General features: G+C 34.2%; 12 protein-coding genes, 5 tRNA genes and 1 riboswitch. Of the genes, 9 read left to right on the top strand and 8 right to left on the bottom strand.

Annotated features, from left to right (window positions below; genetic code table 11):
• Positions 1-273: 273 nt before the first annotated feature.
• From dnaE to ACYSNX_RS00250, 8 genes are all read left to right on the top strand, one after another.
• Positions 274-4797: a DNA polymerase III subunit alpha gene (gene dnaE / locus ACYSNX_RS00285; protein WP_461752683.1), complete on the top strand. Its 4524-nt coding sequence runs from the start codon at positions 274-276 to the stop codon at positions 4795-4797.
• A gap of 97 nt (positions 4798-4894) precedes the next feature.
• On the top strand, positions 4895-5212 hold the full coding sequence (trxA, locus tag ACYSNX_RS00280; RefSeq protein ID WP_461752682.1) for a thioredoxin: 318 nt from the start codon (positions 4895-4897) through the stop codon (positions 5210-5212).
• Between the two features lie 297 nt (positions 5213-5509).
• A tRNA-Asp gene (locus ACYSNX_RS00275) sits at positions 5510-5583 on the top strand.
• A 141-nt stretch (positions 5584-5724) separates the two neighbouring features.
• Positions 5725-5801 (top strand) — tRNA-Asp (locus ACYSNX_RS00270).
• Positions 5802-5979: 178 nt separating this feature from the next.
• Positions 5980-6056, top strand: a tRNA-Asp gene (locus ACYSNX_RS00265).
• A 155-nt stretch (positions 6057-6211) separates the two neighbouring features.
• Positions 6212-6288 (top strand) — tRNA-Asp (locus ACYSNX_RS00260).
• A 142-nt stretch (positions 6289-6430) separates the two neighbouring features.
• Positions 6431-6507 (top strand) — tRNA-Asp (locus ACYSNX_RS00255).
• 235 nt (positions 6508-6742) lie between these two features.
• Positions 6743-7984, top strand: coding sequence for a leucine-rich repeat protein (locus tag ACYSNX_RS00250; RefSeq protein ID WP_461752681.1), 1242 nt, complete (start codon positions 6743-6745; stop codon positions 7982-7984).
• Here ACYSNX_RS00250 and ACYSNX_RS00245 read toward each other — a convergent pair.
• From ACYSNX_RS00245 to ACYSNX_RS00215, 7 genes are all read right to left on the bottom strand, one after another.
• A complete protein-coding gene (locus ACYSNX_RS00245) occupies positions 7974-8462 on the bottom strand; it encodes a GNAT family N-acetyltransferase (RefSeq protein ID WP_461752680.1) in 489 nt (162 codons plus the stop codon). The genes ACYSNX_RS00250 and ACYSNX_RS00245 overlap by 11 nt on opposite strands.
• 82 nt (positions 8463-8544) lie before the next feature.
• Positions 8545-9378 carry a DUF4465 domain-containing protein gene (locus tag ACYSNX_RS00240; RefSeq protein ID WP_461752679.1) on the bottom strand — a complete coding sequence of 278 codons (834 nt, stop codon included), beginning with the start codon at positions 9376-9378 and terminating at the stop codon, positions 8545-8547.
• Positions 9368-10624 (bottom strand): cell surface protein, encoded by a 1257-nt coding sequence (locus ACYSNX_RS00235; protein WP_461752678.1) that lies wholly within the window; start codon positions 10622-10624, stop codon positions 9368-9370. Before ACYSNX_RS00235 ends, ACYSNX_RS00240 begins: the two co-directional genes overlap by 11 nt.
• On the bottom strand, positions 10624-11871 hold the full coding sequence (locus ACYSNX_RS00230; RefSeq protein ID WP_461752677.1) for a cell surface protein: 1248 nt from the start codon (positions 11869-11871) through the stop codon (positions 10624-10626). Before ACYSNX_RS00230 ends, ACYSNX_RS00235 begins: the two co-directional genes overlap by 1 nt.
• 9 nt (positions 11872-11880) lie before the next feature.
• Positions 11881-13020, bottom strand: coding sequence for a YncE family protein (locus ACYSNX_RS00225; RefSeq protein WP_461752676.1), 1140 nt, complete (start codon positions 13018-13020; stop codon positions 11881-11883).
• Positions 13017-15089 carry a TonB-dependent receptor gene (locus tag ACYSNX_RS00220; RefSeq protein WP_461752675.1) on the bottom strand — a complete coding sequence of 691 codons (2073 nt, stop codon included), beginning with the start codon at positions 15087-15089 and terminating at the stop codon, positions 13017-13019. Before ACYSNX_RS00220 ends, ACYSNX_RS00225 begins: the two co-directional genes overlap by 4 nt.
• 95 nt (positions 15090-15184) lie before the next feature.
• Positions 15185-15364, bottom strand: a riboswitch (cobalamin riboswitch).
• A gap of 78 nt (positions 15365-15442) precedes the next feature.
• Positions 15443-15901 carry a MepB family protein gene (locus ACYSNX_RS00215; protein WP_461752674.1) on the bottom strand — a complete coding sequence of 153 codons (459 nt, stop codon included), beginning with the start codon at positions 15899-15901 and terminating at the stop codon, positions 15443-15445.
• Between the two features lie 64 nt (positions 15902-15965).
• Between ACYSNX_RS00215 and ACYSNX_RS00210 the strand changes: the two genes are divergently transcribed.
• A complete protein-coding gene (locus tag ACYSNX_RS00210; protein ID WP_461752673.1) occupies positions 15966-16838 on the top strand; it encodes a DMT family transporter in 873 nt (290 codons plus the stop codon).
• Here the strand turns inward: ACYSNX_RS00210 and ACYSNX_RS00205 are convergent.
• A complete protein-coding gene (locus ACYSNX_RS00205; protein WP_461752672.1) occupies positions 16835-17332 on the bottom strand; it encodes a DUF456 domain-containing protein in 498 nt (165 codons plus the stop codon). The two genes, ACYSNX_RS00210 and ACYSNX_RS00205, sit on opposite strands and share 4 nt — an antisense overlap.
• Between the last annotated feature and the right edge of the window lie 12 nt (positions 17333-17344).

The following is a 17344-nucleotide window of genomic DNA, read 5'->3' as shown; positions in this document are numbered from 1 at the left end:
ATGAAATAGATTAGTTATTTTTAGTTATTAAATAAGTATTTTTTTAAAAAGGTAGGATACAATTTACTAAGAGGTAGATTGTATCCTGCCTTTTTTTCTTTAAAGGCTAGATATTACAGTTTAATAGGGAGTGTATATTCCTATTAATTTTTTTAAAATATACGGTGTTTAGTTTATTTTAAGCAAACCTTGGTTTTTTATACAGTGTCTTTTTTATACCTTTGTGTTAACTTATTTAAGGCCGTTTTGGTCATAATTTTCTTATAATCAGGTATGTATTTAATTTTTGATACGGAAACCACTGGGCTTCCAAAAAGTTGGTCTGCTCCAATTACAGATACAGATAATTGGCCTCGTTGTGTACAGATTGCTTGGCAATTGCATGACGAAATGGGGAATCTAGTAGAACATCAGGATTACCTTATCAAGCCAGAAGGTTATGATATACCTTACGATGCTGAGAGAATTCATGGGATCTCTACTGATTTAGCTCTAGAGCAAGGTGTAGAGCTAAAACAAGTTTTAGACAAGTTTAATATTGCTCTATCAAAGGCTAAGTTTATTGTAGGGCAAAATTTAGGTTTTGATGTAAATATTATGGGCTGTGAATTTCATCGTTTACAGACTCCAAGCAATATGGCAAATATGCCAGTTTTAGATACTTGTACTGAAACTACTGCAGAATTACTTAAACTTCCAGGGGGAAGGGGAGGTAGGTTTAAGTTACCTACTCTGACGGAACTTCATCAGTACTTATTTGGAGTTGCATTTGGGGAGGCTCACAATGCAACTGCTGACGTTGAGGCTACCACAAGATGTTTTTTAGAATTATTAAGAAAAGGAGTATTTACTGCCGAGCAACTACAAAGGGATACTTCTTATTTTAAGGAGTTTGCTCGTGTTAATCCTCAGCCTTTTACTCCAATTGGTTTAAAGCATATTAACTTAAAAAAAGCTTCTTTAGACATTGCTAAGAAGTTAGCTAAAAAGCAAGGCAACGTTCAAGTTGAAATAAGCCAAGAGGATAGAGAGCGTTTTGAAAAGGCACGATTCGCGCATTTACATACACATACGCAATTCTCTATTTTACAAAGTACCATTGGCATAGGGAAATTAGTCAATAAAACAGCTGAATTAAATCTATCTGCTGTAGCTATGACCGATCATGGTAATATGATGGGGTCTTTTCTATTTGTAAAAGCAGTGAGTGATTATAATAAATCTCTCTCAAGCACAAATGCTGCTCGTTTAGAAGAAGGACTTGATCCTATTGAGCCGTTGACTCCTATTGTTGGGTGTGAATTCTTTGTATGTGAGAATCATTTAGATAAGAAAAAGAAAGATAATGGTTACCAAATTGTTCTACTAGCTAAAAATAAAAACGGCTATCATAATTTAGCCAAAATGGCATCTATAGCCTATACAGAAGGATTTTATTACGTTCCAAGAATTGATAAAAAAATCATCTCTGAGTATAAGCAAGATGTTATGGTGCTTAGTGGAAACTTATATGGAGAGATACCAGGTAAAATACTAAATATTGGGGAGCGCCAAGCTGAAGAGGCTCTACTATGGTGGAAAGAGGAATTTGGTGAGGATTTTTATATGGAGATTATGCGACATAATCAAGAAGATGAAAATCGCGTAAATCAGATTCTAGTACCTATGGCTAGAAGAAATAATGTAAAACTTATCGCTACTAATAATGCTTATTATTTAGATAAAAAGGATGCTAATGCCCATGATATTCTATTGTGTGTTAAAGATGGAGAAAAGCAATCTACCCCTATAGGGCATGGTAGAGGATATAGATATGGACTTCCAAATCAAGAATATTACTACAAAGGGGAACAAGAAATGAAAGAACTCTTTGAAGATTTGCCTGATGCCATTTATAATATTCAAGAAATTGTAGATAAGGTAGAACCCTTTGTTTTACATAGAGATGTCCTTCTTCCTAAATTTGATATTCCAGAAGAGTTTCAAGATCCCAATGACCTTTTAGGTGATGGGACAGGAAAAAATGGTGAGAACAACTATTTAAGACACCTTACTTACGTAGGTGCTGAAAGACGATATACTGAGATAACAGAGGAGATTAAAGAGCGACTAGATTTTGAGCTAGAGACAATAGAAAGAACTGGATATCCAGGATATTTTTTAATTGTACAAGATTTTATTGCAGCTGCTCGTAAAATGGGAGTTTCTGTTGGACCAGGACGTGGTTCTGCTGCAGGGTCAGCTGTAGCATACTGTTTAGGTATTACTAACCTAGATCCTATTGCTTACGATTTACTTTTTGAGCGTTTCTTAAATCCTGATCGTGTATCCATGCCCGATATTGATATTGACTTTGATGACGAAGGAAGAAGTAAGGTAATGGATTATGTAATTAATAAATACGGTTCTAGCCAAGTAGCTCAGATTATTACTTATGGTAAGATGGCTACAAAGAGTGCTATTAGGGATACAGCCAGGGTACTAGATTTGCCACTTTTTGAAGCAGACCGCATTGCTAAATTAATTCCGGCAATGATGCCTTCGAAGTGGAATTTACAGCGTTTTTTAAGTGAAGATGAATCAGCTATTAAGGCAGTGTTACGCCAAGAAGATTTTGATAAGATAAAGGAGTTAATCCAGCTAGCAAACGATAATTCTTTAGCTAGTGAAACCATTCAACAAGCAAAGATATTAGAGGGATCTATGCGTAATACTGGGATTCATGCCTGTGGAGTAATTATTACACCAGACGATATTACCAAGTTCGTGCCTGTTACCCTAGCAAAAGATTCTGATTTATATGTAACTCAATTTGATAACTCTGTTGCAGAGAGTGCAGGGTTATTAAAGATGGACTTCTTAGGGCTTAAAACCCTTACTCTTATTAAAGATACTATTAAGTTAGTGAAGTATCGTACAGGTATTGAAATTGATCCAGATCAAATACCAATTGATGATAAAAAGACCTATGAGTTATTCCAAAGAGGTGAAACCATTGGAGTATTCCAATATGAATCTCCAGGGATGCAAAAACATATGCGTGATTTAAAACCTACGGTGTTTGGGGATTTAATTGCGATGAATGCTCTATATAGACCTGGGCCAATTGAGTATATTCCCTCATTTATTAATCGTAAAAATGGTAATGAGCCTATTGTTTATGATTTAGATGCCTGTGAGGAATATTTACAAGAGACTTATGGTATTACAGTTTATCAAGAACAGGTGATGTTACTTTCTCAAAAATTGGCAGACTTCACAAAAGGTGAAGCCGATGTTTTGCGTAAAGCTATGGGTAAAAAGCAGAAAGATGTCTTGGATAAAATGAAGCCAAGGTTTTTAGCTCAGGCTTCTAGTAAAGGCCACGACACGGTTATTTTAGAGAAAATATGGAAGGACTGGGAAGCTTTTGCATCTTATGCCTTTAATAAATCTCACTCTACTTGTTATGCATGGATTGCTTATCAGACTGCTTATCTAAAAGCACATTATCCTGCAGAATATATGGCTGCCGTATTATCTAATAATATGAATGATATTAAACAGGTAACCTTTTTTATGGAAGAGTGTAAAAGAATGGGGTTACATGTTTTGGGACCAGATGTGAATGAATCCTTCTATAAGTTTACTGTAAATGAGGATTATGCTATTCGATTTGGTATGGGAGCCATTAAAGGTGTAGGTCAAGGTGCAGTACATACTATTGTAGAGAACAGAAAAGATGGTAATTATAAATCTATTTTTGATCTAGCAAAGCGTATTGACTTGCGTGCGGCAAATAAAAAAGCATTCGAGAATCTTGCTTTAGCTGGAGGATTTGATTGTTTTGAAGATAGCCACAGGGCCCAATACTTTTATTGCGAAGTGCCAGATGGTCCAGCTTTTTTTGAAAAAGCAATTCGCTTTGGAGCCAAGAGCCAAGAGAATGAGAACTCTTCTCAATTTAGTTTGTTCGGAAATACAGAGGAAGTTGCCATACCAGAACCTGTTCTTCCAATGTGTGAGGAATGGTCAACAATGGAAAAACTAGCCAAAGAAAAAGAGGTAGTAGGTATTTATATTTCAGGACATCCTTTAGATGACTTCAAGTTTGAGATGAAGTATTTCTGTAATGTATCTGTAGAACAAATGGCCAATTTGGTACCTTTAACAGGAAGAGTAGTCACTTTTGCAGGAATGATTAGTGATGTACAGTTTAGAACTTCTGCCAAAGGAAAAGATTGGGCTATGTTTACCATTGAGGGCTATGATGAAGGTTTTGAATTTAGAATGTTTAATGAGGAATTTTTAAAATTCAGGCATTTCTTACTTCAAAATACTTTTGTTCATATTAAGGTGATGGTAAAAGAAGGGTGGATCAAAAAGGAAACTGGTGAGAGAAGTGAGCCAAGGTTGCAGTTCTTAGAAATGCGTTTGCTGCATGAAGTCATTCCTAATTTTTCTAAAAACCTTCAAATTAAGATGAATGTTAAAGAAATTGATCCAGATATAATTTCTGAACTAAAACAAGTTTTAGACAAACACCAAGGAGATAAGACTGTAGGATTTGAAATTGTTGAAATTGAAAAAGTAATGGTTCCTGCGGACAATAATATACTATTTAATGCTTTAGACCAGGAAGAGGAACATGAGGAATCTTCTTTGGAAGATATGGAAGTGAACTTTAGTCCAATGGTGAAAGAGGAGCTTAAGGTAATAAATAGGATAGAACTATCTAGTCGAAATGCAAGAGTGAATATTACTTCAGAATTACTTGAAGAATTGGAGTCTTTACAAGTGAATTTTGGAGTGAATTAATTTTATACATCCCATTATAGATAAAATTAAATTAAAGTAAACAAGAAAGTTTAAATTATTTATTAGATTTGTCTATATAACTAAAAATATATTAAAGATGGCATTAGAAATAACAGATGCTACTTTTGAGGAAGTAGTATTAAAATCAGAGAAACCAGTAGTGGTGGACTTCTGGGCAGTATGGTGTGGACCTTGTAAAATGTTAGGACCAGTTATCGAAGAATTGAGCGTAGAATACCAAGATAAAGCAATTGTAGGAAAAGTGGATGTTGACGCTAACCAAGAATTTGCAGCTAAATTTGGAATTCGTAATATCCCTACAGTTTTAATTTTCCAGAATGGAGAAGTAGTAGGTCGTCAAGTAGGAGTTGCTCCAAAGCAAACTTATGCTGATGCAATCGATGCTTTATTATAGTAAGCAAGGACAATTTTGTAGCCTTTGCAAAAAAAAGCATTAAAAAACTTAGAAGAGTTAGCTCTTGATATAGAAAAAAATCTCCGTTTTACGGAGATTTTTTTGTTTGTTATTCTTTCTAAAGTCTGATTCTTGTTCACTTTGTGAAAAAAAAATAAATTTTTTTTACTCTCTATATTGTTGAGTTTCAATACGGTTTAAAAAAAAGTAAAAAAACTTTAAAATTTTTTCACTCCAGGATTTGCAAGTGATGAAAATGGTTGTATATTTGCACCGCATTACAGCAATAACGACGAAGGTTTGGTAGTTCAGTTGGTTAGAATACATGCCTGTCACGCATGGGGTCGCGGGTTCGAGTCCCGTCCAGACCGCACAAGAGAGATAGGCATCTCTATAGTAATGTAGAGATGCTTGTTAATCTAAATTTTTGAGAAAGCATTAATGAAAATTAAAGTTTGAATTCTTAAAAAAAGGTTTATCTTTGTCTAGAGTAATGATTTTTGGTTAATACTGGTTTGGTAGTTCAGTTGGTTAGAATACATGCCTGTCACGCATGGGGTCGCGGGTTCGAGTCCCGTCCAGACCGCCAGTAAAAGGAAGCCTCTCACAAGTTGAGAGGCTTTTTTTGCCCTGTAATTTCCACGTGAAATACAGTAAAGATATTTAAAAGTAGTTGTGTTGTTAAGTGCCTAAAAGCGCTATGGTTTAGTAGTTAGACCAATGAAAAGCTTTCCTAGTGCGGGAGAGCTTTTTTAAAGCACAAATTTGGTTTGGTAGTTCAGTTGGTTAGAATACATGCCTGTCACGCATGGGGTCGCGGGTTCGAGTCCCGTCCAGACCGCCAAAGAAGAATACTTCCTTTTATGGAAGTTGTTTTCCGACCTTATTCAATAGAATGGGTATACAATTTAGTTGTGTTGTTAAAGTGCTTAAAAGCACTTGGTTTAGTAGTTAAACCAATGAAAAGCTTTCCTAGTGCAGGAGGGCTTTTATTTATCTGGTTTGGTAGTTCAGTTGGTTAGAATACATGCCTGTCACGCATGGGGTCGCGGGTTCGAGTCCCGTCCAGACCGCCAGAGGAAATAATATTTCCAATTTAAAATAGAAAGCTATTTTAAAATAAAAACTAGTTGTGTTGTTAAAGTGCCTAAAAGCACTATGGTTTAGTAGTTAAGCCAATGAAAAGCTTTCCTAGTGCGGGAGAGCTTTTACTTATTCGGTTTGGTAGTTCAGTTGGTTAGAATACATGCCTGTCACGCATGGGGTCGCGGGTTCGAGTCCCGTCCAGACCGCCAGGAAACACAAGATCTTTAAAGGCCTTACAATTTTGTAAGGTCTTTTTTGTTTTATATAACTTGTTATAAGTCGTAAATAACGAAAAATCTAAAGTTAGATGTGGTTTTTATAGGTCTATATTGGGTAAAATTGAAAATTATTATACCTTTAACAGCATCTATGTTTACTATTATAGAGAGGTAGTTCCCTACTAGTTTAAACAATTTTAAAGGATCTAAAATCGAAAAGCTTACAATGAGAAAATCTTTAGTATTTATATTAGTTACGTTTATAAGTGGTGTTTTAAGTGTAGGGTGTTCAAGTGAGACGCCTACTGCAGTAGATCGTCCAAATGTTGAAATTGTAAATTATGACGTAATCAGTAGAGATTCCGCCTATGTGCAGTATACTGTCAAGGCTTTAGAACTTATTTCTCATGGGATTAAATATTCTACTGAGAGTAATCTTATAGATCAAGGGGAGTTAGTTACTTCTAAGGATGGTAAAGTTACACTAGATAATTTAATGTACAATACGACCTATTATGTTCAGGCATTTGGTACTAATGTACTAGGTACATCTAAAAGTGATGTGATCAGCTTTCAAACCGACGGTCCAAAAGAATATATGGATTTCGATAATTTGGCTGAATTAAAGAAATACATGGGTAAATATACTAATGCTGAACCAGAGGTATCCTACCTAACTATAGGAGGAGACTTACTTTTAGAGGATTATATGTTCTTAGGTGAATTAGGTGATGAGTCAGGAAGATTTCCTTCTTTAAAAGGACTAGTATTAACCCAGGTAGACTCTATTATTAGTGATGCATTTAATTCTGATTTAAATAAAGCGGCTACTTGGCTAGAAAGTATTTCTGCTCCGAATGCGGTTTCTATTGGAGATCAAGCTTTTTTAAACTGTTCGTTGTTAAGTGATATATATTTTCCAAATGTTACCTTAATAAAGACACAAGGCTTGTATAATATAGGCACTACGGACTTTACTAAAGAGCAGTTACCTTCTGTTGTTGAATGGGAAGATAATGTGATAGATGCCACCAAAGTAAATAGTATTGTTTTACCTTCTTTAAAAGAAGTAGGAAATAATTTACGAAACACACCAAAGATCCGTTATGTGGAAATAGGTTTAGAGGAAATACCTTCTAAAATGATGGTTTTTAGTGAAGGTATTACCGAGTTTGGAGAACGCTCTTTTTTAAATGCTACCTCTATTGGTGATTTAGCTTTTGCCTTTTGTCCCAATCTAAAACGCGCTACCTTTCCAAAGGTAAATACCATAGGTTCTGTGGCTTTTAGCTTTTCCAATCATATTATTCAATTGCGTTTCGATTCAGATATTGAACAAGTTGCACCAGATGCCTTTGATGAATTTAATACCCAAGAGTGTATTTTATTATTAACGGAGAATACTGCTGCCCAAGCTCAAGGTCAAGTTTGGCAAGGAAAGACTTGGAAGGCAATTATTACCTTATAGCATTACCCCCTTGTTTTAAATCGTATTTAAAGAATAAAGTGTTTTCTAAAGGAGTTGGATAATAAGGTTTAGTTGGCTTGAAACCTAGGCTTAAATAGAGTTGTACTGCGGCATCTAAGATGTCTAAAGTATCTAAATACATATGGTCATAGCCTTTATTTTTAGCAAATTCTATTAACTCTAAGCATAAGAGCTTACCTATTTTATACCCTCTATAATTGGGTTTTACAAATAACCTTTTCATTTCACAATCGTTTTGATTTAAAGGTCTTAATGCTATACATCCTACAGGCACATCTTGTAAAAAAGCAATGTATAATGCGCCATTTGGATTTTGGTATTCTCCAGGCAGATTATCGAATTCTTGGCTGTAATTTTGAAAGTCTAAGTCTATTTGTAAACTGTTAGTATATTGGGTAAATAGTTCCTTTATTTGCTGTAAGTGCCCATAAGCAGGTAGTATGCGTATTGCTGACATAATTTTTAATTTAAGATATAAAAAAAATCAATCTATATATATAGATTGATTTTTTTATTTTAAAGACAGTAGTTGAATTTTTCTATTGTGTTACCTCTAGATTTTTTAGGGTGAAATAAGCAGGTGTATTCATACCAAATTGGCCTGTATCTGAACTTTGTAGGTAGAAAACTAAATAAGAAGCATTTTGTAATTCTCTTAAATCTACTTTTTCCCATTCTTGAACAAAAGTTGAATTATCGTCTAGGAAGTTAGCAAGGTAAAATTCCACTGGGTTTTGATTAATCACCTTTTTATCATGGTCTAAACCGTGAATCATTAATTTGAAGTAATCTCCTTTTTCAAATTTCTTAGCAAATTGGTCTCCTTCTTTCATTGTGAAATAAGCATAAGGAGAGTTGGTTACCCATACACTTTGAGGTTTAGTAATAACATCTTGACTATTTTTTAATTCTATATAAGAATAGATCTGATCTAAATCAATTTGTGTTCCTTTGGTAATACCATCAGGGTATGCTTGAGAGTTTGCTACTAAGAATCTTTCTTCAGTAGATCCCATGGTACCATACATTTTTTGCTCGTGGAAACTTCCAATATGGTTTGCCTTATCCTTACTATTAGAGATAGTGAAACCTCTCCAAAATGTTCCCCATTCTGAAGCAGTCACATAATGGCTCATTTCAAAAATAGAAGTAGAGAAGAAAACCTTCTCATCCGGGTTTTCAGTTGGTTTTAAAGTGTTTTCCCAAATAAAACCTCCTTCTACTTCTTTATCTAATAAGAAAGACTCTAAAGAAAGGTTATAGGTTTGCTTGTCATCTGCAATAGTATTGTCGTCCTTAGAACAACTAGTAAAAGTAAAGCTGGTTAATAATAAAGCTAAAAAAGCTAAATAAGAAATGTTTCTAATTTTCATATTTTATAGTTGAAATGTTTATTTGTTCTAAATGTAAGTCTACTGCTCCAGTAATTTCTGTTGAGGATTCTCCAAGAATACCTACTTGTTGATTTACTCCACTATACACACGTATAAAATCAATTGCTTTTAAGTGTACTTTATTACCATCTTTGTCAACAGCCCATGAAATGTCGATGGCAGATTTATCATGTGTATTAGGGTAATTATCTGCATATCCATAATCATACATGGTATAACTCCAAGAGTTTTGAGTTTTATTGGCATTATCTGGAAGTAAGGTTCCTTCAAAGGTAATACTGCTGTGTTCTATCCATAAGGGATAATAACTCTGTTGATGGGAAGCATTTTTAGGTTTATAACCCTGATTTCCTTGGTTATCTGACCATTTTACATACTCTAAAACTTGACCTTTTGCAGCATCTAAATCCGCTGTTGGTTTGTAATAGGTAATTTGATAGTTTTTAATAGTTTTAGCATTGTGGTATTCACTACCTGCAATCTCATACCACTCGTTTGGGTCTGGTTTACCATTTCTGTTTTTATCCTGTGCCACTAAAATAATTCCTGGTTCAGAAGCTCCTGTGGTTAGGATTTGGTTTTCTTGCGCAATAAAAGCATTACCTAAAACTCTAAAATCTGCCTGTCCTGGGACATTGACAATACTGTGGTCAAAACCAAACTCTATAAATCCACCAAACCCACCTAAGGATACTAAATCTGCTTTAGGTTTGCTTAATAGCTCTTGGACTTTGTGTAACATCTCTACTTTAGTGTCTCCTTGTGTATAGGCTGGGTATTTATTGACAAATTGTCCATAAGCTGGTTGAAAGTCAAAAACTCTGGTAATATGAGAGACAAATCTTTTTTTCTCTTGAACTACCTCTACTTCAAATTCTTGCTCTACTTCTTGTTGGAAGTCACTCACAGTAACTCTTATGGTATAAGTACCTAGATCTAGAGAGATAAATTCTAAAAAAGGATCGTTTCCAAGAAAGATTTCCTTGTCAACCGAGTTATATTTTTTTTGTGTCCAAACTACAGTAGGATTGGAAAATTCACCTAATTTTGGGTATATGTCTAGCCATGTACTTCTATCTACTTTATAAGACTCTGCAAGTTGTAATGGACCAGTAAGTATAATTTCATCCTCATCAGCAATTAAGTGATCATCATTACTACAAGACCAAATTCCCAATGAAAATATTGCGATCAGTAAAATTAAATATGTTTTAAGTTTCATCATTATTTAATATGTAAATCGATTGCTCCTGCAACCTCCGTTGATATTTCTCCTAACCATCCTGCTTCTTGGTTTACTCCTGTGTATACTCGGATGAAGTCTATACCTCTTAGTTTGGCAGGTTTACCTTCTTTATCCACTGCCCAATCAATATCAATATGACTTCTTTGATCAGTATTTGGTGCGTTATCTGCATAGCCATATTCATAGGAGATTTGTTCCCAGAATTCAGTCTCAGTTCCTACGTTTTTAGCATTGTCTGCTAGACGGGTTCCTGTGAATGTAATAGATTGTTGATTTACCCAAAGTGGATAGTAGCTTTGTGTGTGAAAAGAGTTTTTAGGTTTAAATCCTTGATTCCCTTGGTTATCTTCCCATTTAATATACTCTTGGATATTTCCTGTAGCTTGGTCTAATTCTTTGGAAGGTTTATAGATGGTTATTTCATAATTGTGAATAGTGGAGCTTTTATTATACTGACTACCTGCTATTTCATACCATTCATCCGGATCAGGTACTCCATTACCATTTTTGTCCACTCCTACTAGAATAATCCCTGGTTCTGCACTTCCTACATATTCTCCTTGAGGATTTTTACCTGTAATAAAAGCATTACCTAAAATTTGGAAGTCTCTTTCACCTGCAACATTTTCAATTGTGTGATCAAATCCAAACTCTACGTATCCACCAAAGCCTCCCAAAGAAATCATAGAACCATTTTCCTTAGCAATAGCCATTTCTACTTTCTTAATCATGGTTTGTTTGGTGTCACCTGGCTCATATTTAGGCATCTCATTTACAAACTGTCCATAAGAGGGCATAAAGTCAAATACTTTAGTAATATGCCTTTTTAATTTTGTATTGTTTTGACTAACTTCTAAAGTTAATTCTTGGGATACAATGTGGTTTTGGAATTTGACTATCCCTTCTATTTTATAAACAACAGGGGTGAAGCTAACAATGTTAACTTTTTTAGTAGTAGCTATAATAGAATCCTTTACTATATCATCTTTTTCTACAACTTTCCATTGGTAAGTATATTCTTTATAATCTTGGATCTCTGCAGACAAGACAATACTTTTATTAGTTGTAGTCTTGTAATTGTTATCTAATCTAAAAGGATTATCTGTATTTTGTAATTGTTCGAAATACTCGGCTGCACTTAAATCAGGCGTCGAATTATCGCTAGAGCAACTAGCTATAGCTAATGCCAAAAAGGACATTATAAAAGTGGAATAAATTTTTTTCATTTTTGTAGGTTATAGTGTTTTTATAAATGCAATATGTGCTGGGATATTACCCGCGGTTGTTCTCCATTGTAAAAATCCTTGAGGAGAATAACAGTAGATATATCCCGTACCAACGTAATCTTGGGCATCTGTGATAAAAATTTCTTTTGTCTCTGGATTTACTGCGATTCCATAGGGAATAAGTATATTTTTCTGTGTTCCATCCTTAATAATTTGACTAGTAAGGAGTTCTTTGGTATTGGTATCTAAAATACCATAAGAAGGGGTTTGATTACCTGTAGCATACCTAAAAGGCGTAGATAAAAAGTATAATTTATTATCTAGGTAGGTCATATTGGTAACGGGGATATTTAAAGTTTGCTTTAGGATATCCTTTGTCGAATCTATGACATATAAATTGGGCTCGGTTCCATAGTAATCTCCTCTTGAGCTCACATAAATATCGTTATTATCATCTATTTGCATGCGATGTAGATTTGGAGCAACTTCTATTTTCTTTATCTCTCTAAAAGAGGTAAGATCAATCACAGAGATGGTTGTATCATAATTAGGTACTCTATATCCTCCGGAATTAGCCACGTATAATTTATTATTTGTGATAACCATTTCTTCGGGTTGGTACCCCACAGTTACTCTTCTAGAAATAGATAAACTAATGGTATCTATTTCTGCTACAAAGCCTAGTTCTGCATTAGGATTAATTTCTACTTTACCAGCATAAGAACTCACATAAACCTTTCCATTGTGGTAATTTAAATAACGACAGTTAGGTACGTGAATTTGAGCAATATGCTTACCGGTAGGTACGTCAAATACCTCTATGAAGTTAGATACATTAATGGTAGCATAAGCTTTGCTTCCGTAAATTTTAATATCATTTCCTACATCTCCTAGTTCTTTTGTTATTTCTGGATTCTTTTCAGAAAAGATATCTCTTGTATAACTCCCAGATAGATAATCGAACTGATCAATCGAGGCTCTATTCATTCCCATATTACCTTCATTTAGAAGATAAAATCCACTAAATTGTGTAGTGTTTTGAGGAGGAGCAACTGCAGAGTCATCCGAAAGGAAAATCATTTGTTCTTCTCTACACGAGATTACACAGGTTAGTAAAACTATAAAAAAGATTGTTTTTAAATGTCTCATAGGTTAAAGTTTACTGCTAAACGAAAGTTTCTACCTGGCATTGGAAAGTTAGTGACCACCTCGTAATATTGATTGGCTATGTTATTTGCCATAAGGGTAACTCTAAAGTTGTACTCTTTGTAGGTAAAGGATTTTTGTAAAGACATATCATGGGTATACCATGGCTGTACTTCATTTCGTTTAATATTGTTTTTATTGGCATTATAGCGCTTTCCTACATAAATAAAGCTATAATTTAATAGGTATTCTTTATAAGATAGGCTAAGAACTGCTGAACCTGAATTCCAAGGAGCATAAGGAATTTGATCTCCATAGTAGGAAGCCTTTCCTCCTGGAGTTAAGCTCTTGTCTTTAGCAATGGTATAAGCGTAGGTTAGATGTACATTTAGGTTTAGCTCTTTAGTTAGGGCAAGATCTGCTTGAACGAAAGATTCTAGACCATAAGACTCTACTTTACCTAAATTAGTCATCATCCATCTCATCATACTAGAAGTTGGAGTAGCAATGATTTTATCTGTTATATCCGCATAATATCCTTGTAAAGAAAAATGTATGTTTTTAAAAATAGAAGAATTAAAATCCTGGCTATAGGTTGCTCCTAGATTGATTTGTCTAGATAATTCCGGTTTTAAACTAGCTGTTCCGATTTGGGTGTAGTATAAATCATTAAAGGTGGGAAGGCGATAGATATATTTATAAAATAAATGTATGTCTAGTGCTTTATGGTCAAAAGGTTTATAGTTTAAAAACAAAGAAGGCGCCCACATATTTCTATCTGGAGCTCTGTAATTATGCCTTACTTTTTCATGGGTAAACGTACCTAGTACATTAGCTTGGGCTTTTACTTTTCCTAAATCTAAAGAAGTAGCAACAGAGCTTAAAAAAGTAAAGCGCTCAGGGTAAGTGAATAATGTGCCTTGGCCTTTTCTAGTAGCATTTAATTTATCATATTGAAAGTCTGTTGACACTGCAACTTCCCAAATCGGGGTTATTTTAAAAAGATGGGCCCCAGATACATAATAGTTTTGCTGATAAAAAGTATTGTCAAACTGCGGATTATAGGTCACTTCATCTCCTTCAAAGTCTACTGTTTTTCTTGAAAGGTAATTAGTGAAATCATAGGCATATTTGGCTTTTAGTTTAAAGGAATAAAAATCACTAATAAACCTAGTCCAGTGTCCTTGAACCATTATGTTTTTGTCTTTTTGGTTCTCGTTTATATTCTCTGTAGCTATAGTGTGGTCACTTTTTTTAATGATAGCTCCTGGAAGTCCTCTGCTAGATTGGTAATAATATAAATTGGCACTCCATTGATTATTTTGATCCTTACCAAACCAATTGTTTTCAATTCTATAAGCACTAATAGCGCTATTTAATCTAGTTCCTGTAGTATCATAGGCTACGCTACCATCAATATTTAATCTTTTTTGTCTGAATTTATACCTTCCATTGGAATGAATGTATTCTGTAGATATGCTTGTGGAAACCTTATCACTCACCTTGTAATCAACCACCAAGGAAGGATTGTTAAGTTGAATTGTACCGGTTTTATAACCCGCGTTTATATTTATTTTTTTATTTTGTTTAAAAGTAGGCTTTTTGGATTCTATATATACCACAGAGGCAGAGGCAAATTCTCTAGCAGATTGAAAAATAGCACTTCTTTGACCATTGTATAATTGTATTTTCTCTACATTTTCCAAGGAGAACTTACCAAGGTCTACAATGCCATTTTGTGCATTATCAATGGCTGCACCATTATAGAAAACACCTACATGGTGAGTTCCCATATTTCGCACGTCTATGGTCTTAAGACCTCCCATTCCCCCGTAATCCTTAATAGTGGCTCCTGAGAAATAACGCAGTGCATCTGCTACATTAAGTGTGTTTAGTTTTTGTAAGTTTTCTCCTGTTAAAGTTTGTACTGGAATAATTTCTTTAAAAGGGTCTTTGGAAATTACAATTTCTTTTAAAGTTGTAATAGAATCTAAGGAGTTTTGCCCATGGAATTTGTTACTTAGAAATAGTAAACAAAGGGTAAGCATTAAGGTTAAATAATTGTATTTCATTGTGCGTTTTTTGGCTGTACCTATTTTGGAATACTACGCAACAATTTAACCTAATTACAATAAGGCCAGTTAGCGTTTTGTTTTATACCCGAAAACATGGAACGATTTTATTGGCCGGTATTCTGACTTGCTTCTCAAAAGAACATCCTTCCCATTTAACACAGTGGATAATCAAGGTTCCTTTAATTATGAAGCTTACAGCAGCGGGTCTGTCTAGGATTTTCACCTAATTCCCGTTTAATTACAAATTGTAAACCATTTTAATATAGGCAAATATATGTGCAAAAATTTTGATAAAAAAATATATTATATCGATTGGCTGTCGAAATATTAAACACGTTAATTTTATTATGTTATAAATTTCGAATAATATAAAAGAAAGGACTTTGCTTATCTTTACTTTTAAAGGCTTGTGGATTTAAATTCTCACTCCAACTTGGATATAAACGAATTCCCATTTTGCCTTTAGAAGTAGGGTGGGATATTATTTGTAAAGTAGCCAGGTCTTGTTTTGAGAAGATAAACACGCCTTTGTTACGATTTTCTTCCACATAGATTACCATATGAGTAAAATCATCCTCTATAGAGAAAGGAGTGTTTTTGTTAGAAGAGTCTTTCTTCCATATAGCAACAAAAGCACCTGATTTTTTCGGTGTAATTTTAGCTGTACGATAGATTATTCTATGATTATAAATTTCTAGTTCACAGCTATCATACTCATTTTTATACGGGCTATCAATTCGCTTTTCGACTAGATACTCTATAGGAATATTAAAAATGGATTTAAAGGTATTAATAGCGTAATTTATCATAGTGTTTTGTGTTAATTTTCAAAAAGGAGTTGTTACTTTGTGCGATAGTCCAAAATATATCAATATGTTTAAGAATCCTAGAGTTTCTTTATTAATTGGAATACTTGGTATTTCGATTTTTCCAGTTTTAATAAAGTTAAACTTAACTCCAAGTCTGATTAGCGCGTTTTATCGCATGTTTATTGCTGCTATTGTAATTTTACCTTTCGCCATAATAACTAAGCGTTTAGAATTATATGACTTTAATACAATGGCCCTTATTGCTTTGGGTGGAGTTTTTTTTGGTTCGGATATAGCCGTTTGGAATTATGCTATAGTAGGTTCAACTGCTACTCAAGCCACTTTACTTACCAATTTGGCCCCTGTATGGGTTGGGGTTGGGAGTTACTTTTTTATGAGTAATAAGCCCTCTGTCAATTTTTGGATTGGAACTGTATTTGCTTTAGTTGGTATGGTTGTTTTAGTGGGGGTCGATGTGTTTCTAGACCTTTCATTCAATCTGCCTTTTTTAATGGGAATACTCTCTGGTATTCTATATGCTTGTTATATTTTAGTGAGTAAACTGGTTTTAGATAAAGTAGATGTTATCCCATTTATGAGTTATAGCTTAACGTTTTCTTCAATTTTCTTGGCCTTAATTAATCTTTTTATGGGGTCTGAGTTTAGTGGTTTTTCCTCTATGGGTTGGTTGACTTTAATTATTCAAGGACTTATTTGTCAATTATTAGCTTGGTTTTGTATTAGCTATGCCACTAAAAGCATGAGAGCAACTAGGGTATCCCTTAGTCTTTTAAGTCAAGTACTTTTCTCAGGATTATTAGCTTGGTTTTTTATAGAGGAGACCATTACCTACAATATGTTAATTGGAGGAGTGATTTTACTTTTTGGTATTGCTATTACTTTTTATAACAAACCACTAATTGACAAAAAATCTTAAAACCAAATCCCGCTGTTTTTAATAATTACATAAATACCAATTCCTAAAAAGAAAAGAGAAGTAATAATTTTTATAAAAGTAGAGGCGAGAAAGCCTAAAAAGGATCCGATGGCCGCTTTAAAGGCTCGATCAACTTTAGTTGGTTTATAGATTATTTCCCCTATAAAGGCACCTATAAATGGTCCTAGTATAAAACCTATTGGAGGGATAAATAGCCCTACCACAAGGCCTATATTAGTACCCCAAATACCATATTTACTACCTCCAAATCTTTTAGTGCCATGGGCTGGGATGACATAATCTAAGACAGTTATGGCAATGGTAATTATTAAGGTAATCCATAGGATTGTTGGATTCATTTGTATATCTTTCACTAAATAAAGACTCAAAAAGCCTAGCCAGCTAATTGGCAAACCTGGTAAAGCAGGAAGTATACTTCCCACAATGCCAAATATTAACAGCACAATGCTTAGTAGTAATAGAAAGTATTCCATTGTTTTTTTTGT

It is taken from the genome of Myroides sp. LJL115 (assembly GCF_054871665.1).
Note: the sequence above shows the minus strand (reverse complement) of the source record. Positions and strands in the feature narration are given on the sequence as shown.